This is a genomic window from Sphingobium chlorophenolicum, from assembly GCF_000722875.1.
GTDB lineage: Bacteria > Pseudomonadota > Alphaproteobacteria > Sphingomonadales > Sphingomonadaceae > Sphingobium > Sphingobium chlorophenolicum.
In genome coordinates this window covers 1-21,039 of the sequence record NZ_JFHR01000073.1, presented here as the reverse complement: position 1 = coordinate 21,039, position 21,039 = coordinate 1, and the positions used below count along the sequence as shown (strand labels likewise).

17 protein-coding genes, 1 tRNA gene and 1 riboswitch are annotated in these 21,039 nt (G+C 66.6%); of the genes, 4 read left to right on the top strand and 14 right to left on the bottom strand.

The window, feature by feature from the left end; genetic code table 11:
* The first annotated feature begins 278 nt into the window (after positions 1 to 278).
* Positions 279 to 1,838 (top strand): glutamine-hydrolyzing GMP synthase, encoded by a 1,560-nt coding sequence (guaA, locus tag BV95_RS20330; protein ID WP_037456504.1) that lies wholly within the window; start codon positions 279 to 281, stop codon positions 1,836 to 1,838.
* A 129-nt stretch (positions 1,839 to 1,967) separates the two neighbouring features.
* Here guaA and BV95_RS20325 read toward each other — a convergent pair whose 3' ends face one another.
* Complete coding sequence (locus BV95_RS20325; RefSeq protein WP_037456502.1) at positions 1,968 to 2,234, bottom strand: DUF6356 family protein; 267 nt, start codon at positions 2,232 to 2,234, stop codon at positions 1,968 to 1,970.
* A gap of 104 nt (positions 2,235 to 2,338) precedes the next feature.
* Between BV95_RS20325 and BV95_RS20320 the strand changes: the two genes are divergently transcribed.
* Entirely contained in the window at positions 2,339 to 3,526 is a 1,188-nt protein-coding gene (locus BV95_RS20320; RefSeq protein ID WP_037456500.1) for an aminotransferase, read from the top strand.
* On the opposite strand, the gene BV95_RS20315 is transcribed toward BV95_RS20320, so the two are convergent.
* The 6 genes from BV95_RS20315 to BV95_RS20290 are packed head-to-tail and all read right to left on the bottom strand — an operon-like array spanning position 3,518 to position 9,612.
* Positions 3,518 to 4,405 carry an RDD family protein gene (locus BV95_RS20315; RefSeq protein ID WP_037456498.1) on the bottom strand — a complete coding sequence of 296 codons (888 nt, stop codon included), beginning with the start codon at positions 4,403 to 4,405 and terminating at the stop codon, positions 3,518 to 3,520. The two genes, BV95_RS20320 and BV95_RS20315, sit on opposite strands and share 9 nt — an antisense overlap.
* A complete protein-coding gene (locus tag BV95_RS20310) occupies positions 4,389 to 5,423 on the bottom strand; it encodes a stage II sporulation protein M (RefSeq protein ID WP_037456496.1) in 1,035 nt (344 codons plus the stop codon). Before BV95_RS20310 ends, BV95_RS20315 begins: the two co-directional genes overlap by 17 nt.
* Positions 5,420 to 6,730: a DUF58 domain-containing protein gene (locus BV95_RS20305; RefSeq protein WP_037456494.1), complete on the bottom strand. Its 1,311-nt coding sequence runs from the start codon at positions 6,728 to 6,730 to the stop codon at positions 5,420 to 5,422. Before BV95_RS20305 ends, BV95_RS20310 begins: the two co-directional genes overlap by 4 nt.
* A 10-nt stretch (positions 6,731 to 6,740) precedes the next feature.
* Positions 6,741 to 7,697, bottom strand: coding sequence for an AAA family ATPase (locus BV95_RS20300; RefSeq protein ID WP_037456492.1), 957 nt, complete (start codon positions 7,695 to 7,697; stop codon positions 6,741 to 6,743).
* Complete coding sequence (locus BV95_RS20295; RefSeq protein WP_037456490.1) at positions 7,694 to 8,923, bottom strand: DUF4350 domain-containing protein; 1,230 nt, start codon at positions 8,921 to 8,923, stop codon at positions 7,694 to 7,696. The genes BV95_RS20300 and BV95_RS20295 overlap by 4 nt, the downstream gene beginning before the upstream one ends.
* Complete coding sequence (locus BV95_RS20290; RefSeq protein ID WP_037456487.1) at positions 8,920 to 9,612, bottom strand: DUF4129 domain-containing protein; 693 nt, start codon at positions 9,610 to 9,612, stop codon at positions 8,920 to 8,922. The genes BV95_RS20295 and BV95_RS20290 overlap by 4 nt, the downstream gene beginning before the upstream one ends.
* 124 nt (positions 9,613 to 9,736) lie before the next feature.
* On the opposite strand from BV95_RS20290, the gene BV95_RS20285 reads away from it, so the two are divergent.
* On the top strand, positions 9,737 to 10,525 hold the full coding sequence (locus tag BV95_RS20285) for a hypothetical protein (protein WP_051749917.1): 789 nt from the start codon (positions 9,737 to 9,739) through the stop codon (positions 10,523 to 10,525).
* A 91-nt stretch (positions 10,526 to 10,616) separates the two neighbouring features.
* Here BV95_RS20285 and BV95_RS20280 read toward each other — a convergent pair.
* Positions 10,617 to 10,703, bottom strand: a tRNA-Leu gene (locus BV95_RS20280).
* A 189-nt stretch (positions 10,704 to 10,892) separates the two neighbouring features.
* Between BV95_RS20280 and BV95_RS20275 the strand changes: the two genes are divergently transcribed.
* Positions 10,893 to 11,303: a hypothetical protein gene (locus BV95_RS20275; protein ID WP_234703256.1), complete on the top strand. Its 411-nt coding sequence runs from the start codon at positions 10,893 to 10,895 to the stop codon at positions 11,301 to 11,303.
* Between the two features lie 6 nt (positions 11,304 to 11,309).
* Here BV95_RS20275 and gltB read toward each other — a convergent pair whose 3' ends face one another.
* The 6 genes from gltB to BV95_RS20245 form a co-directional block, all read right to left on the bottom strand.
* Positions 11,310 to 15,851, bottom strand: coding sequence for a glutamate synthase large subunit (gene gltB / locus BV95_RS20270; protein WP_037456481.1), 4,542 nt, complete (start codon positions 15,849 to 15,851; stop codon positions 11,310 to 11,312).
* Complete coding sequence (locus BV95_RS20265; protein ID WP_037456477.1) at positions 15,851 to 16,597, bottom strand: DUF2059 domain-containing protein; 747 nt, start codon at positions 16,595 to 16,597, stop codon at positions 15,851 to 15,853. The genes gltB and BV95_RS20265 overlap by 1 nt, the downstream gene beginning before the upstream one ends.
* Positions 16,597 to 18,048 carry an NAD(P)-dependent oxidoreductase gene (locus tag BV95_RS20260; protein WP_037456473.1) on the bottom strand — a complete coding sequence of 484 codons (1,452 nt, stop codon included), beginning with the start codon at positions 18,046 to 18,048 and terminating at the stop codon, positions 16,597 to 16,599. The genes BV95_RS20265 and BV95_RS20260 overlap by 1 nt, the downstream gene beginning before the upstream one ends.
* Before the next feature lie 164 nt (positions 18,049 to 18,212).
* Positions 18,213 to 19,022, bottom strand: coding sequence for an undecaprenyl-diphosphate phosphatase (locus tag BV95_RS20255; protein ID WP_037456470.1), 810 nt, complete (start codon positions 19,020 to 19,022; stop codon positions 18,213 to 18,215).
* A 148-nt stretch (positions 19,023 to 19,170) separates the two neighbouring features.
* Positions 19,171 to 20,109, bottom strand: coding sequence for a complex I NDUFA9 subunit family protein (locus BV95_RS20250; RefSeq protein WP_037456465.1), 939 nt, complete (start codon positions 20,107 to 20,109; stop codon positions 19,171 to 19,173).
* Between the two features lie 68 nt (positions 20,110 to 20,177).
* Complete coding sequence (locus BV95_RS20245) at positions 20,178 to 20,756, bottom strand: TMEM165/GDT1 family protein (protein WP_037456461.1); 579 nt, start codon at positions 20,754 to 20,756, stop codon at positions 20,178 to 20,180.
* Between the two features lie 96 nt (positions 20,757 to 20,852).
* Positions 20,853 to 20,962: riboswitch (yybP-ykoY riboswitch) on the bottom strand.
* Positions 20,963 to 21,039: the final 77 nt, after the last annotated feature.

Sequence of the window (21,039 nt, the reverse complement as noted above, 5' to 3'; positions counted from 1 at the left end):
CCCCCCCCCCCTCCCGGGGGGGGGGGGGGGGTAGGGGGGTGGGCGCGAGCGGAGCGAGCTTCCGCCTTCTCGGCTAGGGAAGAACGCCGCTGACGCGGCGGCCCACCCCCGGCCCCTCCCGTCTACGGGAGGGGAGAAGAATGTCTTGGGTTGGCCATTTCCTGACATTCCGAATGTGTCCACGCGGCCCAGGTTGGCGGGAGGCTTTGCTGGACAAGGGGCGTCAAGCGCTCTAACCGGGCGCGAATCCCTTCCTCTGGACTTATAAAGGCGATTCGATGACGCTGCCCCTTCAGGATTCCATCCTTATCGTGGATTTCGGCAGCCAGGTGACGCAACTCATCGCCCGCCGCGTGCGCGAGGCGGGCGTCTATTCGGAGATCGCGCCCTTCAACAGCGCCGCCGAGGCGTTCGAGCGGCTGAAGCCCAAGGGGATCATCCTTTCGGGCGGCCCGTCTTCGGTCATGTGGGAGGACAGCCCCCGCGCCCCGCAGCATTTCTTCGACGCGGGGATACCGATCCTGGGCATTTGCTATGGCCAGCAGACGATGATGCAACAGCTTGGCGGCAATGTCGAAGGCGGCGAAAGCGGGGAGTTCGGCCGCGCCTTCATCGAGGTGAAGAAGGGTTGCGCGCTGTTCGACGGTCTCTGGTCCGAGGGCGAAAAGCATCAGGTGTGGATGAGCCATGGCGACAAGGTGACGCAGCTTGCCCCCGGCTTCGAAGTGGTGGCGGTCAGCGAGGGCGCGCCCTATGCGATCACCGCCAATGAGGAAAAGCGTTTCTATGCGACGCAATTCCATCCGGAGGTGGTGCATACGCCCGACGGCGCGAAGCTGCTCGCCAATTTCGTGCGGCATGTCTGCGGGCTGGCGGGCGACTGGACCATGGCGGAGTTTCGCGCGACCAAGATCGCCGATATCCGGGCGCAGGTGGGCGAGGGCCGGGTGATTTGCGGGCTTTCGGGCGGCGTCGACAGCGCCGTGGCCGCCGTGCTGATCCATGAGGCGATCGGCGATCAGTTGACCTGCGTGTTCGTGGACCATGGGCTGATGCGGCTGGGCGAGGCGGAGCAGGTGGTGAGCCTGTTCCGCGAGCATTATGGCATCAAGCTGGTCCATGTGAACGCCGAGGAGCGGTTCCTGGGTGGGCTGGCGGGGCTGACCGATCCGGAAAAGAAGCGCAAGTTCATCGGCGGCGAGTTCATCGCCGTGTTCGAGGAAGAGGCGCAGAAGATCGGCGGGGCGGATTTTCTGGCGCAGGGGACGCTCTATCCGGACGTGATCGAGTCGGTGAGCTTTACCGGCGGGCCTTCGGTGACGATCAAGTCGCACCATAATGTCGGCGGTCTGCCTGAGCGCATGAACATGAAGCTGGTCGAGCCGCTGCGTGAGCTGTTCAAGGACGAGGTGCGCGTGCTGGGCCGGGAACTGGGTCTGCCGGAAATTTTCGTGGGGCGGCATCCTTTTCCGGGGCCGGGTCTGGCGATCCGCATTCCGGGCGAGGTGAGCAAGGAACGGTGCGACATATTGCGCAAGGCTGACGCGGTCTATCTGGAGGAAATCCGGAACGCCGGGCTGTACGACGCGATCTGGCAGGCATTCGCGGTGCTGCTGCCGGTGCGGACGGTGGGGGTGATGGGCGACCATCGCACCTATGACAGCGTGTGCGCGCTGCGGGCGGTGACGTCGACCGACGGGATGACAGCGGACATCTATCCGTTCGACGCCGCCTTCCTGAGCCGGGTGGCGACGCGGATCATCAATGAGGTGAAGGGCATCAACCGGGTGGTCTATGACTATACGTCGAAGCCGCCGGGGACGATTGAGTGGGAGTAAATCGGATCATCCGATTTACTCGGCGGCGCAAGTTGCCGCGGGGATTGCAGAGCATCGGGGAATGAAGCGCATCGTGTTCCTGCGCAGACAGGAGCACGGCGTGTTGGTGATTGGACAGGCTCTTAACCCTCAAATTTCATATTCCGGGCGCCATTGCGGGGTTAGATAGGCGGGCTGCCGTTCCGCCAGATCGGGTTGGCGCTGGCGCATTTCGCCGTAGAGGCGTTTGACCGTGGCGCTGCCGGTGCGGGTGAAGAGGGCGGGCACCAGCCCATGGATCATGCAGGCCAGCCCCGCCCGCACCATCAGGAAACCGAAGCGCGTCGCCACATGGAAATGCTGGCCGTAGCTTTCGTTCACATCTCTGGGATGTTTCAGGAACAGGCGGTCGATCATCTCTGCTCGCTCATGATGGTGAGAAAGGCGGCATCTTAACGCATCGGAGGGCGGAAGCGGAGGGCCGATCACGTGCAACTTGACCCCTAGCTGAAAAAACCGGCATGTCGGCGGGCATGAGCGTCCGCGATCCCCTTGGCCATCCCGTCTATCGAGACATGCCCACCACCATTTTCGAGAAAATGTCGGCCCGCGCGCGGGAGACCGGGGCGATCAATCTGGGGCAGGGCTTTCCCGATTCGCAGGGGCCGGAGGAGATACTCTGCGCCGCCGCCGATGCGTTGATGACCCGGTCCAACCAATATCCGCCGATGGCGGGGCTGGCGGAACTGCGGCAGGCGGTGGCGGCCCATTATGCGCGGCATCAGGGGCTGGACCTGTCGGCGCAGGAGGTCATCGTCACGTCCGGCGCGACGGAGGCGATTGCCGACAGCCTGTTGGCGCTGGTCCGTCCGGGCGACGAGGTGCTGGTGCTGGCGCCGCTGTACGACGCCTATCTGCCGCTGATCGAGCGGGCGGGCGGCGTGGCGCGGGTGTTGCGGCTGACCCCTCCCGAATGGCGGATCGGGCGTGGGGCTCTGGAGGCAGCGGTCAGCGCGAACACGCGATTCCTGCTGATGAATAATCCGGTGAACCCGACCGGCATTGCGCTGGGCGACGAGGAGTTGGCGCTGCTGGCGGAATTTTGCGTGGAGCATGATCTGATCGCGATCTGCGACGAGGTGTGGGAGCATGTCACCTTCGACGGGGTGACGCACAGGCCGCTGATGGGCTTTCCGGGCATGCGGGAGCGGACGGTGAAGATCGGTTCGGCGGGGAAGATTTTTTCCGTCACGGGCTGGAAGGTCGGCTGGATGTGCGCCGCGCCGCCCATCGCCACTTTGCTGGCGCGGGCGCATCAGTTCGTGACCTTCACCACGCCGCCCAACCTGCAATGGGCGGTGGCGGAGGGGCTGGGCAAGCCGGAAAGCTGGTTCGCGGCCATGCGGGAGGGATATCAGGCGTCGCGGGATCGGCTGGCGGCCGGGCTGCGCGGGGCGGGCTATGTCGTGAACGCCAGCGCGGCAACATGGTTCGTGACGGTCGATCTGCCCGCTTCGGGGATCGATATGGACGATGTGAGTTTTTGCGAGCGGATCGTCGATGAGGCGGGGGTGGCGGCGATACCGATTTCCGCCTTCTATCCGGCCGATCCGGTGACGCATCTGGTGCGCCTTTGCTTTTCCAAGGCGGATGCGGTGCTGGATGAGGCTGTGGCGCAATTGGCGGCCTTTCGGGCTTCGCTAGGCTGACCGTTTCGGCGGGGCGGCGGCGAACTTGTCCTCCCTGCGGCGGCCCACCAGCATGCCGCGCTCCAGACGGGCGCAGAGGGCGGCATAATAGTCGGACAGGAAATCCTGGTCGTCGCCGTCGTCGGCCATGCCCGCCTTGCGCCGGATGGTCGCCGCGACCGTAGCGACCGCATCCGGCTGCCCCTTGCGCAGCACATCTTCCAGCGTTTGCAGTTCGTAGATGCCGTAAAGGTCCAGCGCGGCGTCGCTGAAGCTGCGCCGTTCGTGGCGGGCGCGGTCGGCGACCAGATCGGCGCCCAGCGTGGCGCGGACATTGTTCACCACCCAGGTTCCGCCCAGCAGGTCGCCGACGCGCAGCCGGTCGCGGTTGAACAGCGGGAAGAAGAGGAAGATGCCGGTCCATGACAGGGCGAAGAGGATGAGGAAGCCGTCGGCGGCGTCCTGCGTCGCCTGCATGCCGAGGAAGGAGAGCGGCAGGAACAACTCCACCTCCCGCAGGGCGTTGCGGGCGATCACCGCGCCGCCGGTCAGCCGCCCGCCGTCCCGCGCAATCACGCGCAGGCCAAGCAGCCGCTTGCCCGGCGTGGCGCCGCGTCCGCCCATTTCGAACAGGGTGAACCAGCCGTTGCGCAGCACGAACGCGCCGACCAGCCAGAGGATCATCACGATTTCGCCCCGCGCCCCGGCAATGCCAAGCAGGCCGATCAGGACCGTGGCCAGGATCAGCGCGCCCGTCATGATGAGAAGATCGATCATGAAGGCCGACGCCCGCGTGCCCGCGCTCGCCAGTTCCAGGCGCAGGTCGATCCCCTCCGGCGTGACGAAGCTGCGGCGGAGGGAGACGGGCGCGCGCGCCGCCCTGTCACGCCGCCGGAACATGGCGGTCCTCGCTGCGCCGGGGCAGATAATAATAGGCCAGCCAACCGGCCAGCGCGGCAAGGCCGATGCCGTAGCGCATCAGGTCGTCCTGCACCGTCTGGCGGCCAATTCCCTCCAGCAACCCGGCGACCATCAGCATCAGCACCACGCCCGCCATGGCGACCGCCGCTTCCCGCCCCGCCAGCACGGCGGCTTCGGTGCGGGCACGCCGCCCCGGAAAGGCGACGGCGGTGCCGATCTTCATGCCCGCCGCGCCCGCCAGGATGATGGCGAACATCTCCGTCGATCCATGGATGGTCAGCCAGCCGATGAAGCCGAAGCCCAGCCCCTTCTGCGCGAACAGGCACAGCATCGCGCCCAGCGTCAGCCCGTTATAGACCAGCAGCAGCACGGTCGGCACGGTGAAGGCGAAACCCAGCGCGAAGGCGAAGATCGCGACCTGGCTGTTATGGGTGAAGAGATAGGCGGCGAAGGTCGCCAGCATCCCCCCCTTTTGCTGGCCATAGATGGTGGCGCGCAGCGTTTCCGCGCTGGCCGCCGGATCGCGGCCGCCCGCCATGGCGTCGGGGATGATGCTGTAATACCAGCTTGGGTCGGTGGCGACGAGCCAATAGCCCGCCAGCAGCCCGGCGACGGTGAGGAACAGGCAGGCCAATGTTTCCCGCCAGAGCGCCTGCACCGCCAGCGGCCAGCCCTGCCCGAAGAAGCGCCCCATCTGGCGCAGCGCCGAATCGGGCACGCCGTAAAGCTGGAAATAGGCGCGGGTGCAAAGCTGTTCCAGATAGGTGACGAGCGACCGGTCGAGCGAGGTTTCCCGCGCCACCGATAGCGACGACAGTGCGGAGCGGTAGAGCAAGGGCAGCGCCAATATATCCTCTTCGGGCAGGGCGCGGACGGAGCGCTTCTCCATCCGCGTCACCAGCCGGTCCAGCCGGTCCCATTCCGCCTCATGCGCGGCGCGGAAGCGGCTGGCGTTGACCAGCGGGGCGTCGGCAGGGCCATGGACCAGCGCGTTCACAGCAAATTCCTCCGCTTGAGGTCGACATAACCCTCCACCAGCCGGTCGACGGCGCGGTCATGTTCGCTTTCGATGACATGGACGCCCAGATGGCGCAGGCGGGTCAGCACCATCAGCCGGTCCTTCAACAAGGCCGCGGCGGTGACGGCGCGGGTCACGTCGTCGGCGCTTTCGGGGCGGCGGTCGAGGATCGATTCCAGTTCCTCGTCCCGCAGCACCATGACCAGCAGCAGGTGCGTCTCCACCAGCCGCGCCGCCGCCCGCACGAGGAATTCGGCGGAGGCGAGGTCGGTGAATTCGGTGAACAGCAAGATCATCGACCGCCGCGTCAGCCGCGTGGCCAGCGTCGTCAGCGCATGGGTATAGTTGGTTTCCTCCCCGCTATAGTCGATCCCGGCGGCGAGCCGCTGCAATTCGCCGAAGGCCGCCGCGCCCGACACCAGGCCGCTGGCGATGCGCGGGCGCGAATCGAAGGCGTGGAGCGCCACCCGGTCGCCCAGTTTCAGCGCGACCCATGCGGTCAGCAGCATCGCCGACACCACCCGGTCGAGGCGGCTGAGGCCCGCCACCGGCTCGCTCATCTGCCGTCCGCTGTCGATGGCGAAGACGATCTGGTTGTTGCGTTCGGACCGATATTCCTTGGCGTGCAGCTTGACGTGGCGGGCCGACTGCTTCCAGTCGATGGCGCGCCGGTCCATGCCGGATCGGAACTCCACCAGCGCGTCGAAATCCGCGCCGTCGCCGCGATCCACCTGCGCCATCAGCCCTTGCAGCGCGTGACGCTGGAAGATTTGCGCGCCGCGTTCATGCAGCGGGCGGATGTCGGGCAGGATGGCGATGGCGGCGTCGAGCGGGATGACGCGCTGTTTCCACGCCAGCCCCAGCCCGCCCCGCCAGCGCAGCCAGACCCGGTCGATCCGCGCCGTGCCGCGCCGGGCGGCGCGCAGCGTCACGGACCCCGCGCCGATGCCGTTCGTCAGGTCCAGCCAGGCCCCCTCCTCCGCCTGCTCCAGCAGCGGATCGGCATGGAGCGCGAACTGGGCGCGGAGCGGCGCTTGTCCGGCGATGGTCACGTGCAGCGCCGCCTCCACATCCGCGCCCACGCTGGCCTTGCGGGGCGCTTCGATGCGGGCCGTGGCCTGCGCCGGACGCGCACCGCGCAGGGCGTCGGCCAGCGTCGCCAGCAGCACCGCCAGCGGCCATGCCAGCGCCGCATGCCAGCGGCCCGGCGCCAGCAGGGCGACGAGCAGCGTCACCGGCGCGCCCGCCGCCGCCGCCATGATGGCAAGGCGCGTGGGATAGATCATGGCGCGGTCCTCAGCGTGGCGCCTCTATGGTTTCGATGATGCCGGTCACGACATCCTCTATCCGGCGGCCGTCGATTTCCGCCGCTGGCGAGAGGATCAGGCGGTGCCGCAGCAGCGCGGGGGCCAGCGCCTTCACATCGTCGGGAATGACGAAATCGCGCCCGTCTATCGCCGCCCGCGCCCGCGCCGCGCCCGCCAGCATCGCGCCAGCGCGCGGGGATGCGCCGCTTTCCAGATCGGCGACGTCCCGCGTGCCCCGGATCAGGGCGAGGATATAGTCGACCACCTCATCCACCAGCCGCACCTGCGCCACGGCGGCGAGCGCTTCGGCGATGCGGGCGGCGTCGGCCACCGGGGTCACGCCCCATTCCTCCGGCGCCATGGCATGGGTTTTCGCGCCGTGGCTGGCAATGATCTTCCGTTCCTGCGCGCTGTCGGGATAATCGACGCTCTGCTTGAAGAGGAAGCGGTCGAGCTGCGCTTCGGGCAGGGGATAGACGCCCTGCTGCTCTATCGGATTCTGCGTGGCGACGACCATGAAACGGTCGCTGAGCGCCAGGCTTTCGCCGTCGATTGTGACGGTGCGTTCCTGCATTGCCTCCAGCAGGGCGGCCTGGGTCTTGGGCGGGGTGCGGTTGATTTCGTCGGCCAGCAGCAATTCGGTGAAGATCGGCCCGCGCGTCAGGGTGAACTGGCTGGTCTGGAAATTGAACAGATTGGCGCCGATGATGTCGCCGGGCATCAGGTCCGGCGTGAACTGGATGCGGCCGAAATCGAGGCCGAGGGCACGGGCGAAGCTGTGCGCTATCAGCGTCTTGGCGGTGCCCGGCGGCCCTTCCAGCAGGATATGGCCGCCCGCGAACAGCGCGACCAGCAACAGGTCGACCGTCTCCTCCTGCCCCACGACGGCGCGGGCGACCTCCTGCCGGATGGCGGCGGCCAGCGCCTGGACTTCTTCCACTGTCACTCCGTCTTCTCCCCCTGCCAGTCATGGAGCGCCTGCGCCGCTTCGAGCAGGCCGTGCCGGTTCGTCGCCGCGTCCGCCGCCTGCGCGAGGTCGGTGAAGCGGCGGCGGCCCTTCAATGCGTCGAGATAGTCGTCCAATGCGCCGTCTCTGAAGCGGGCGGGCGCGCCGAAGGCCCGCGCCGCCCGGTCGCGCACGGCGGCGGCATAGCGGCCGCCCAGTCGCGCCTCCCGCCCCGCCTTGCGGATCAGGAGCGCGCTGTTGTCGACCAGCGCCGCCTTGCCGAAGGCGATGGCGCGTTCCCTTGGGCGGACCGGGCCGAAGCGGCCAAGGGCGTGCAGGCCGGTCAGCAGCAGCGCGGCGGCGATCGCCAGCGTCATCGCCAGAAAGGGCGGTTCGAACAGCAGTTTCAGGGGACTGCGCGAATGGCCGAAGCCGTTCATCGACACGTCGAAGGCGATGCCGCCCGCGCCCGTGCTGTTCATCCAGTCGAGCAGGGTCAGTGCCGCCGACGCCTGATCCAGTTGCTTCATGCCGCGATTGTTGAGCAGGTCGGGATCGGCCAGCACGTAAAGCGGCCCCTCCCCGATGCGGGCCAGCACGATGCCGCCGCTTTTGTCGGTCAGCAGGGGCGTCAGCCGGCGGTCCTTGCCCGCGTCCCTTTGCAGGCCGGTGATCGTCTGGATCGGGCGCGGCGCCCAGAAACGGCCGAAGTCCATATGGGAAGTCAGAAGGCCGCCGCCGCTGCGATATTGGCGCATGGTGAAGCGATATTCGGGCGCGAGGACGCCGATCGGTTCGAACAGCGGCAACAGCCCCCGATAGCGCGCCCAGCCGCCATGGTCCGCGTCGGGCACGGTGCGCCATTTGGGCAGGATGAACAGGGTCGGCCTGGTGATCCGTTCCTGGAGGGCGGCGCTGATGTCGACGGCGCCGGTTTCCGGCGTGACGACCAGCAGATCCTCCGTATCGAACTGGCGCGGGTCGCGCAGGATGCGGGGATGGCGGCCGGTCGCCTCCGCCAGCTTCACGAGGCCGCTATAGCCGGTGACGGCGTTGGACAGCGCATGGGCGCCGCCGTTGCGGCCGGATCGCAGGTCCGGCGCATAGGCCCCCAGCACAAGCATGGCGATGAATCCGGCGATGCCGATCGCCAGCAGCAGCGCGACCGTGCGGGCGCGGAAGAGCGTGCCCTGCCCGTCCGGACGGCCTATCGCAAGGTCGCTCATGCCGCCCAGGTCCGGGCTTGCGCGAAATCGGCATAGGCGGCGCGGCAGCGGCCCCATTCCTGCGCGTCGATGGCGCGGCCGCCGAACAGGCTGCGTTCCACCGCCGCCGCGATTTCCGCGAACAGGCGGCGCGGCGCATGCGGGATGCCCGCGGCGCGGGCAAGGTCGCGGCTGGTGAGCGAGGGGCGCACGATCTGGGGACGGCGGCGGGACAGATCCTCCACGCTGCGGAGGAGGAGATGGTGCACAGCCTCGCCATAGCGGCCCTGCCCCGCCAGCGCGTCAGCCTCCGTCAGCCAGGCGCGGGCGGGCGCGGCTTCGGGCGCCCAATCCTCCTCCGGCGCGTCGACGGGATCGGCCATGTTGGGGCGGCGCCAGCGCGGCAGGCGCCAGATGCCGTGGCGGATACGGTCCTGCACCATCCAGAGCAGCAACAGCAGCAGCGCGGCGATGATCGTCCACAGGAAGATGCGGGCATAGGGCGCGTCGGGCATGAAGCTGCCGATCCAGCGGAGGAAACGCCCGACCGGCGCCAGAACCTGCTCCAGCCATTGGCCCAGCGCCTTCAGCCAGGCGGGCGGTTGCGCGGGCGGCGGGGCGGGCAGCATGTCGAACTGCACGTCGCCCCCGGCCCGCAAAGCGCGATGCGCCGCGGCCAGTTGCGCGTCCACTTCACCACTGTCGGCCATCGACACCCCCGAACGCACGACCCTAGTGCCTCGGCGGCGGGACGCAAGTCATTCAAAGGATGACAAAGTCCATGGCGTGATGCACTATTTGTACGGGCACATAATCGCAGGGGGAATTTTCAGCATGGCCACGCAGGCAGGCTGGACCGAGGAACGGTCCTTTTCCATCGGCACGGTGCTGAGCCGAACCTTCGGCACTTTGGGCGGCAATCCAGTCGCGACGTTCGGCATCACCTTCCTGTTCAGTTCGCTGCCGCAACTGCTCTACAGCTATTTCATCGGATCGACGCTGGCGATGGCGGACCGGTCCAGCACCGTCGCGGTCATCGCGGTTTCGCTCGGCTCCTATGCCGTCTTCCTGATGCTGTCGATGCTGGCGCAGGGCGGGCTGGTCCGCGCCGCCATCGCCCATGCGGAGGGCGAACGCGCCAGCCTGGCCCAGTGCATCGGCACCGGACTGTCCGTGGCGGTGCCGCTGATCGGCCTGTCGATCCTGATGATATTGGGCGTGTTGGTCGGTTCCATGCTGCTGATCGTGCCCGGCGTCATCCTGTACCTGATGTGGTCGGTCGCGGTGCCCGCGCTGGTGGCGGAGGAGCAGGGCGTCTTCGCCGCCTTTTCCCGCAGCCGCGCGCTGACCAAGGGGGTGCGCTGGCGGATTTTCGGCCTGCAAGTGCTGATGGTGGTGCTGATCTTTCTCTTTTCGGCGGTGGTCGGCGCCGTCGTGATGGCGGGGGGCATGGCCAGCGTACAGGGACTGGCGCGGCCCGGACCGCTGACGCTGATCTTTTCCGGGGTGAGCAACACGCTGTTCATCGCCTTCTGGAGCACGGCGCAGGCGAACCTCTATCTCGGCCTTCGCGCATGGAAGGATGGGCCGCAGGCGGGCAGGCTCGCCGAAATCTTCGCTTGAACGGATCGGTCTCCCTCCGCCTGCGGGCGGAGGATGTCTGCCGGGCACAAAGCGCCCGAAGGCGATGGTCAGCGTCACTGGCTGGGGAAAATGGTGCGGTCGAGAAGACTCGAACTTCCACGGCCTTTCGGCCACAACGACCTCAACGTTGCGCGTCTACCAATTCCGCCACGACCGCACATTTCCGGGAACCGGCGGGGCCGGTGCCTTGGTAGGAGGCGGCCCTTAGCAAAGGCTTTGGGGCCATGCAACAACCTATCTTCATCTGCGTTATTTTGGACGGAGAAAGTCGGGGAGCGATGGAAGGATAGGGAAGGATCGGCCCATGTCGGCGCGCTTCTGGCTATTTTCATTGGCTTGTGCAGGGATGGCGATGACCGGCGGCTACGGGCTGGGCCTCTACGCCACGACGACGCCCAGGGCCGCGATGGGAACGCCGCTGCCTGAAGCAGTCATGCCGGAAGATGCCGATTATGACCCGGCGGCGCTGACCGGCCCAGCGGTGATCCATTGCGAGGGGTGCGGCCCGACGCTGGCCGACCGGCAGATGGCGGCGGATATGGCGGGATGGGATGGTGCGCAAGATCCGGCGTGGCGCGATTATGCGGCGCGGGAGGATGAGGGGCAGGCGGAGTTTGCGCCGCCGTCCCCGCCAGCGTCTCTATTGCCTGCGTCGGAGGAGCGCGAGGAGAGTTTCCAGCCTGTCCGGATCGCCGAGGCCCCGAATGGCAAAACGCCCGCCGGGGAGGCCCCGGCGGACGCTGCTATTGCCTATTGAGGCCGCTTATTCGGCGGCGACCACCTGCGCCGAAGCATCGCTGAGCGGATAAGCGAGGCGGCTGACCATTTCCTTCGGGCAGACCTGCCAGAAATAACGGCGCCAGCGGTCCCAGTCGTCCAGGATCGTGTTCGACCATTTGCTGTCCGTCGCCACCGCATGCTGGGCGATCAGCGACTTCAACTCCGCTTCCCAATGGGCGCTTTCGAGGCGCTGCCAGAGGATGCTTTCCGGGTTGGCGCGGGTCGGGAAGCTGCCGTCCTCGTCCAGGATGAAGGCCATGCCGCCGGTCATGCCCGCGCCGAAATTCGCGCCGGTCTTGCCCAGGATGACCGCCGTGCCGCCGGTCATATATTCGCAGCCGTTCGCGCCGCAGCCCTCGACCACCACCTGCGCGCCCGAATTGCGGACGGCGAAGCGTTCCCCGGCCTGACCTGCCGCAAACAGCTTGCCGCTGGTCGCGCCATAGAGGACGGTGTTGCCGATGATGGTGTTGTCCTTGCTCGACAGCGGCGAGGATACGGTCGTGCGCACGGTGATGATGCCGCCCGACAGCCCCTTGCCGACATAGTCGTTGGCGTCGCCGAAGACTTCCAGCTTGATGCCCTTGCAGAGGAAGGCGCCGAGCGACTGGCCCGCCGAGCCGCGCAGGCGCACGGTCAGGTGGCCGTCCGCAAGCGTCGACATGCCGAAACGCTCAGTCACGGCGGCGGACAGGCGGGTGCCCACGGCGCGATGCGTGTTGCGCACCGTGTAGGTGAGCTGCATCTTCTCGCCCCGTTCGAAGACGGCGCGGGCGTCCTTCATCATCTGCGCATCCAGGCTGTCCGGGACGGGGTTGCGCCATTCGGTCAGCGAAAAACGGCGCTGGTCGTCGGGCGCGTCCACCTTGGCGAGAATGGGATTGAGGTCGAGATCGTCCAGATGCTCCGCGCCGCGATTGACCTGCTTGAGCAGTTCGGTGCGGCCGATCACCTCGTCCAGGCTGCGATAGCCCAGGCGGGCGAGGATTTCGCGAACCTCTTCCGCGATGAAGGTCATGAGGTTGATGACCTTTTCCGGCGTGCCGGTGAACTTCTGACGCAGCTTTTCATCCTGCACGCAGACGCCGACGGGGCAGGTGTTGCTGTGGCACTGGCGCACCATGATGCAGCCCATGGCGACCAGCGACAGCGTACCGATGCCGAACTCCTCCGCGCCCAGGATCGCCGCGATCACGATGTCGCGGCCGGTCTTGAGGCCGCCGTCGGTGCGCAGCTTCACGCGGTGGCGCAGGCCGTTGAGGGTCAGCACCTGATTGGCTTCGGACAAGCCCATTTCCCAGGGCGTGCCCGCATATTTGACCGACGTCTGCGGCGAAGCGCCGGTGCCGCCGACATGGCCCGCGACCAGGATGACGTCGGCATGCGCCTTCGCCACGCCCGCCGCCACCGTGCCGATGCCCGCCTGACTGACCAGCTTCACGCAGACGCGGGCGCGGGGGTTGATCATCTTGCAGTCGTAGATGAGCTGCGCGAGATCCTCGATCGAGTAGATGTCATGGTGCGGCGGCGGCGAGATCAGGGTCACGCCGGGCGTCGCATGGCGCAGCTTGGCGATGAACTCCGTCACCTTGAAGCCGGGTAGCTGGCCGCCCTCGCCGGGCTTGGCGCCCTGCGCGACCTTGATCTCGATTTCCTCGGCAGAACCCAGATATTCGGCATGGACGCCGAAGCGGCCCGACGCGATCTGCTTGATCACGCTGTTCGCATTGTCGCCATTTTCATAGGGCTTGAAGCGGTTCGCATCCTCGCCGCCCTCACCCGACACGGCCTTGGCGCCGATGCGGTTCATGGCGATGGCCAGCGTCTCATGTGCTTCGGGCGACAGCGCGCCCAGCGACATGCCGGGCGTTACGAAGCGCTTGCGGATTTCGGTGGTCGCCTCGACCTCGTCGATCGGCACGGCTTCGCGGGCGAAGTTGAATTCCAGCAGGTCGCGCAGATAGACCGGCGGCAAATCGCGCACGCCGCGCGAAAATTGCAGATAGGTCGAATAGCTGTCGGTCGCGACAGAGGTTTGCAGCAGGTGCATCAACTGCGCCGAATAGGCATGCGTCTCACCGCCGTTGCGCTGGCGGTAGAAGCCGCCGACCGGCAGGCGCACGACGGCGCTGTCATAGGCGGTGTCGTGGCGCAGCTTCGCGCTGTAATGGAGCGAGGCATAGCCCTCGCCCGAAATCTTCGCGGGCATGCCGGGGAAGAGATCGTTGACCAGCGCACGGGACAGGCCGACCGCTTCGAAATTATAGCCGCCGCGATAGCTGCTGATGACCGCGATGCCCATTTTGGACATGATCTTCAGCAGGCCTTCGTTGATGGCGATGCGATAGCGTTCGAAGCACTGGTCGAGCGACAGGTCGCCGAACAGGCCGCGGGCATGGCGGTCGGCTATGCTGGCTTCGGCCAGATAGGCGTTCACCGTGGTCGCGCCGACGCCGATCAGCACCGCGAAATAATGGGTGTCGAGCGCTTCGGCGCAGCGCACGTTGATCGAGGCGTAGCTGCGCAGCCCCTTGCGGACGAGATGGGTGTGGACGGCCGCCGCCGCCAGCACCCCGGCGATGGCGACGCGGTCGGCATTTACATGCTCGTCGGTCAGGAAGATTTCGGTGCGGCCCTCGCGCACGGCCTGTTCCGCTTCCTCGCGGATGCGGGCGATGGCGGCGCGAAGCTGTTCCTGCCCGCCTTCCGCCGGGAAGGTGCAGTCGATTTCCGCGACGGCAGGACCGAAATGCCCCTTCAGCTTCGCCCATTCGGACGAGGTCAGGACCGGCGAATCCAGCACCAGCACATGGCTGTTCTGCGCGTCCTGCTCCAATATATTGTGGAGGTTGGAGAAGCGCGTCTTCAGGCTCATGACGTAGCGTTCCCGCAGCGGATCGATCGGCGGGTTGGTGACCTGGCTGAAATTCTGGCGGAAGAAATGGCTGACCGTGCGCGGCTTGTCGGAAATGACGGCCAGCGGCGTGTCGTCGCCCATGGAGCCGACGGCTTCCTTCGCATCCTCGACCATGGGGGCGAGGATCAGTTCCATATCCTCCAGCGTCATGTTCGCGGCGACCTGACGGCGGGTCAGTTCGGCCTTGTCCCATGCGGGCAGGGCGCTGGACGCATCGGCCAGATCGTTGACCGTCATGAAGTCCTTGATCAGTTCCGAATAGGGGCGTTCGCCCGCAATCTGGTCCTTGATCTCATGATCGTCGTAGATCACGCCTTCGGCCAGGTCGACGGCGATCATCTGGCCGGGGCCCATGCGGCCCTTCTTGACGATGGTGGTTTCGGGCACGACGACCATGCCGGTTTCCGAACCCACGATCAGCAGATTGTCGCCGGTCTGCGTGTAGCGCAGCGGGCGCAGCGCGTTGCGGTCGACGCCCGCGACGACCCAGCGGCCGTCGGTCATGGCGAGGGCGGCGGGGCCGTCCCACGGCTCCATGACGGAGGCGAGATATTCATACATGTCCGAATGGGCCTGGGGCAGTTCGGCGTCGGCCGACTGATAGGCTTCGGGCACGAGCATCAGCTTCGCCGTCGGCGCGTCGCGGCCGGAGCGGCAGATCGCCTCGAACACGGCATCGAGCGCGGCGGTGTCGGACGCGCCCGCCGGGATCACGGGCTTGATGTCCTCCGACTGTTCGCCAAAGGCCAGCGAGGCCATCTTGATCTCGTGGCTCTTCATCCAGTTCTTGTTGCCGCGGATCGTGTTGATCTCGCCATTATGGGCGAGGGTGCGGAACGGCTGGGCCAGCCACCATTGCGGGAAGGTGTTGGTGGAATAGCGCTGGTGGAAGATGGCGACGCGACTCTCGAACCGCTCATCCTGCAGGTCGGGATAGAAGACCGACAGCGATTCCGCGAGGAACAGGCCCTTGTAGATGATCGAGCGGCAGGACAGCGAGCAGACGTAGAAATCCTGGATCTGCGCGGCGATCACCTTCTTCTCGATCCGGCGGCGGATGAGGTAGAGATCCTTTTCGAATTCGGCCTGGTCGCGTTCCTCCGGCATGGGACCGGCGATCATGATCTGCTCGATTTCAGGGCGGGTGCGCTGCGCCTTTTCCCCGATGACGGAGACGTCGACGGGCACCTGGCGCCAGCCGTAGATGGTGTAGCCCGCGTCGATGATCTCGGCCTCGACGATGGTGCGGCAGGTTTCCTGCGCGCTGAGGTCCGTGCGCGGCAGGAAGATCATGCCGACGGCGAGGCGGTTGGGCAGCGGCTTGTGACCGGAGTCCGCGATGGCGTCGTCGAAGAAGCGCACCGGCAGGTCGACATGGATGCCAGCGCCGTCGCCGGTCTTGCCATCGGCGTCGACTGCGCCGCGGTGCCAGACGGCCTTCAGCGCGTCGATGGCGCTGGCGACCACGCGGCGGCTGGGGCGGCCATCGGTCGCGGCGACCAGGCCGACGCCGCAGGCATCGCCTTCCATCTCCGGGTGATACATGCCCTCGGCCGCGATGCGGGCGCGCTCTTCGGGGCTCGCCATGAAACGGTTCTGGTCAGTCATCACTTCGTCCCTTCGTCATGCGTGGCGGCGCCGTCATGCAGGTCGCTCGCCTTGACACCCAACAGCTTCGCCAGCCTGCCGCGCTCCTCCTGCGACAGGTCCGCGATCTTGCGCGGCGGCGGCAGGCTTTTGGTCGCCGCCTCCGCCTTTGCCGCCATATCGGGCATCTTCTTCATCATCTCAGGCATGAAGGCCTGCATTTCGCTCATAATCTCCGGGTCCATGAACATCATCATGGACTGCCGGGCATAGAGATCGCCGGTCGGCGTTCGGAAAAAGGCCTCCAGTTCGGAGAGCTGCCTTCCGTCGAACTTGCGCGCATAGGCGCGGGTCAGCGCGTCGCGCACCTTGGGTTCGAAACCGTCCATCAGGTCGACCATCGACGCCATCATCGCGTCCATGCCGACCTTCGTGCGCTGGCGGAAATTGGGGTCGATGATCGCGCTGATCTGCTCCATCGAACTTTCGTTCAGCCCGGCCAGCTTGTCCTGCGGGACACCGCCGATGCGGGCGAGTTGGGCGATCGGCATCTTCATGACGCCATCCATCATCCCGTCCATCATCTTGGACAGAGTGCCGTCCATCATCCGGCGGTAGGTGCCGGCGGGGAAAATCTTGTCCACCACAGGCCGCGCCGCCGCGATGCGCGCCGCGTCAGGCGCGGGCGCGCCAAGTGGAGTCTGCGCCTGCACGACCGGCGCGGCCAGCAGCGCCAGCCCGATCAGGGACGACCGGAAGGCGCGCATCAGGCCGCTTGCCTTTCCCCGGCGGCGGCCTTGGCCTTCGCCTTCAGGTAGCGGTGCATATGTTCGGTCACGTCGCGGCCGTCGCGGATCGCCCAGACCACCAGCGATGCGCCGCGCACGATGTCGCCCGCCGCGAAGACGCCGTCCATGCTGGTCATCATCGTCTTGTGATCGACCCGCAGCGTGCCCCAGCGGGTGACCGACAGGTCGTCCGCGCCGAACAGCTTGGGCAGTTCCTCCGGATCGTAACCCAGCGCCTTGATAACGAGGTCCGCCTCCAGCGTGTGTTCCGTGCCCGGATCGGGTTCCGGGGCGCGGCGGCCCGAAGCGTCGGGCTGGCCGAGGCGCATCTTCGTGACCTTGACGCCGGTGACATGCTCCGTGCCCTCAAAGGCGATTGGGGCGGAGAGCCAGACGAATTCGACGCCTTCCTCTTCCGCATTGGCGACTTCGCGCTGCGAACCGGGCATATTGTCGCGGTCGCGGCGGTAGAGGCACTTGACCGAAGTCGCGCCCTGGCGGATCGCGGTGCGGACGCAGTCCATCGCGGTGTCGCCGCCGCCGATGACGACGACCTTCTTGCCGTTGGCGTGGAGCGATCCGTCCTCATGTTCCGGCACGGCGTCGCCGAAACCGGCCTTGTTGGAGGCGATGAGGAAGTCGAGCGCCTTCACCACGCCCGGCGCGCCGACGCCCGGCGCCTTGATGTCGCGGGGCTTGTAGACGCCGGTCGCGATCAGGATGGCGTCGTGGCGGCTGCGCAGTTCCTCCATGGAGGCGTCGCGGCCAATCTCGAAGCTTTCGTGGAAGGTGATGCCGCCGTCCTTCAGGCGCTGGATGCGACGCATGACCACGTCCTTCTCCAGCTTGAAGCCGGGGATGCCGTAGGTCAGCAGCCCGCCGGCGCGGTCGTGACGGTCGTAGACATGCACTTCATAACCCGCGACGCGCAGATATTCCGCCGTGGTGAGGCCCGCCGGACCGGCGCCGATGACGCCGACCGACTGGCCGAGCGGCGCGCCGGGGATGAGGGGTTCGACCCAGCCTTCCTTCCAGGCGGTGTCGGTGATGTATTTTTCGACCGATCCGATGGTGACGGAGCCGTGGCCCGAAAATTCGATGACGCAATTGCCCTCGCACAGGCGGTCCTGCGGGCAGATGCGGCCGCAGATTTCCGGCATGGTGCTGGTCAGGTTGCTGAGTTCATAGGCTTCGCGCAGGCGGCCTTCGGCGGTCAGGCGCAGCCAGTCGGGGATATGGTTGTGCAGCGGGCAGTGGGTCGAGCAATAGGGCACGCCGCATTGCGAGCAGCGCGACGCCTGTTCCTCCGCCTTTTCCAGGATGAAGCTGCGGCTGATTTCGAGGAAGTCGTCGGCGCGATCGTCGGCCGAACGCTTCTCGGGATAGGCTTGGCCCGTTCCCACGAATTTCAGCATTGGATTGTCTGCCATGGTGAGTCCCTGAATGAATTGCAGGGGTGCCAATAGCAGAAAGACCCGCAAAGTCACGTGGATTCTGCGATTTATGGCAGTATATTTGACCTATTTTCTGGGGCGGCTTCGCGGATGCGGCGAAATCCTGAAATAATCTTGCGTGAATTAGGTCCGTTTCGGCCTTACCTCAGGGAAAGCCATGCCAGCGCGGTGATGCCCGCGATGATTCGATACCAGGCGAAGGGGGTGAAGCCGTGGCGGGAGACGAGGCCGACGAACCATTTGATCACCAGCAGCGCGACGATGAAGGAGACGATGAAGCCCAGCGCGATGCTGTCCCAGCCGACCGTGGCGGAGGTCAGCTTGTCGCCGTTTTTCAGCAATTCCAGCGCCGTCGCGCCCAACATCGTCGGGATGGCGAGGAAGAAGCTGAATTCCGCCGCGGTGCGCCGTTCGACGCCCAGCATCAGCGCGCCCATGATGGTCGCGCCCGACCGGCTGACGCCCGGAATCATGGCAAGGCACTGGATGAAGCCGATGCCGACCACCCGGACGAAGGGGATGTCGGCGATGCCGTGGAAGCGGTTTTCCTTCACCATCCGTTCGATCCCCAGGATCGCGACGCCGCCGACGATCAGCGCCCATGCAACGACCTTCGGCGCGCCCAGCAGCGCCTCTATATAATCGTGGAGCGCCAAGCCGATCATCGCCGCCGGGATGAAGGCAACCAGCAGGTTGCGCAGGAAGCGCCAGCTTGTCGGTTCCCGGCGCAGCAGCCCCATGCCGACCGCCCAGAAGGTCCGCCAGTAAAGCACCACCACCGCCAGGATCGCGCCCAACTGGATGATGACGTTGAACATCGCCCAGGTGGACGCATCATAGCCCAGCAATTCGCTGGCCAGGATCAGGTGGCCAGTCGAGGATACGGGCAGGAATTCGGTCAGCCCCTCGACAATGCCAAGCAGGATGACTGTCAGATAATGCAGGTCCATGGGTGGGTCCGGTCCTTAATGGGGCAGGCAAAGACAAGCCCCCTCCCGGACGGGAGGGGGCGGAAGGGAAAGGTCATTGTGCAGGCGCGAAGGGGCGAGGCAAGCGGTTGCCGCACGGCCGGTCGCTATCTGCTGCCGGTCCAGCCGATCAGGCCTGAACCCGCCCGGCGAAGCGGCCATGCTTGCGGTAGCGGACCAGCCATTTTTCCGCGACGGCGGGCATCGGCGTGGGCGCGACGCCAAGGTCGGCCAGTCCGTTCGCGCCGGGGGCAACCACATTGTCCTTGCCCAGCATGGCCAACTGGTCCCGCGTGATCGGGCCGCCCGGCAGCAGGGCGATCAGCGAGGCGATGGAGGCGGGAACCGGACACAGGCCGCGTTCCCGGCCGATGGCCTTGGCGATCCAGCCGTTGAGTTCCAGCATGGTGTAGGTTTGCGGCCCGCCCAGTTCATAGGTCTTGCCGCCATGCAGGCCCGGATTTTCGGCTGCGTTGGCGATGGCCTGCGCCACGTCGGCGACGTAGACGGGCTGGAATTTGGTGGTCGCGCCGATCACCGGCACCACCGGGGCCAGCCGGACGATTTCGGCGAAGCGGTTGAGGAACTGATCCTCCGGCCCGAAGACGATCGACGGGCGGATGATGGTGGCAGTTGGGAAAGCGGCCTTGACCGCTTCCTCGCCCGCTGCCTTCGACCGGCCATAGGCGGAGGGGCTTTGCGCATCCGCGCCGATGGCGGAGATGTGGACCAGCGCCCTGACGCCCGCGGCCGCCGCCGCTTTCGAGACATTGGCCGCGCCGTCATGGTGCGATCCTTCGAAATCGCCGGAGAGCACGCCGACCAGATTGACGACGATATCGCTGCCCGCAATGGCGCGGGCGACGCTTTCGGGCTTGCGGATGTCGGCCGCGACGAACTGGGTCTGGCCAAGGCCGCCCAGCGGCTTCACGCGCAGGGCGGTCGCCAGGTCGCGCTGGGCCACGCGCACGCGCGCGCCGCGCGCCATCAGCGCTTGTGCGACCTGCCTGCCCAGAAAGCCGCCGCCGCCGAACACCGTAACCAGACTGTCCTTCATCACGCGTCCCATGCCTATCCGTTCAAAGGGAATGACTCTTGCGGGTTCCCTTGCAACAGCCGCCGCCCGCTGACAACTATTTACCCGATCCAGCCCCGCAAATCAGCAATCATCCATAGGCCAAGGCCGAGGAACAGCAGGGCCGCCCCGATCTGAAGAGCGCGCATCGGCACCTTCCGCGCCAGCGCGCCGCCGAACAGCACGGCGGGCACATTGGCAATCATCATGCCGAGGGTCGTGCCTGCCGTGACGGCGAGGATATTGTCGAAGCGCGCGCCCAGCATCACGGTCGCCACCTGCGTCTTGTCGCCCATTTCGACCAGGAAGAAGGCGATCAGGGTGGTCATGAACACGCCTGCCTTCGACGGCGCCTTGAGCGGTTCATCCTCGTCGAATTTATCGGGGATCAGCGTCCAGACGGCCATGGCGATGAAGCTGGCGGCGACGGCGTAGCGGAACCAGGGCTGGGTCAGCGCGCCCGCGACCGAATGGCCGACCAGCGCGGCGAGGAAATGGTTGGCGAGCGTGGCGACCAGGATGCCGAGGATGATCGGCGTGGGCTTGCGGAAGCGGGTGGCGAGCAGCATCGCCAGCAATTGCGTCTTGTCCCCCATTTCGGCGAGCGCGACGAGGGCGGTGGAGGTGAATATGGCTTCCATGCGGGTCGTTCCAGGGCCGGGCGAAGATGAAAGACGCAATGCCACCGCCTTCCCCCGCCCGGCCGGACGGAGAAGGTGGTGCCATTGGTCTCGCCCGATGCGAAGTTTCCTTCGCATCCCGCCCGCCATGGCCTCTCGGCCAAATATGTTGACGAACGGCCCGTTCCTGACGCGGAACGGCTGGCTACTCCCCAGATGACGTGGGGGACTTAGGGGAGAATGGGGGGGGTGGCAAGGGTTCGTGGGTGCCATTCCCCCTCCCGCAGGCGGGAGGGGCTAGGGG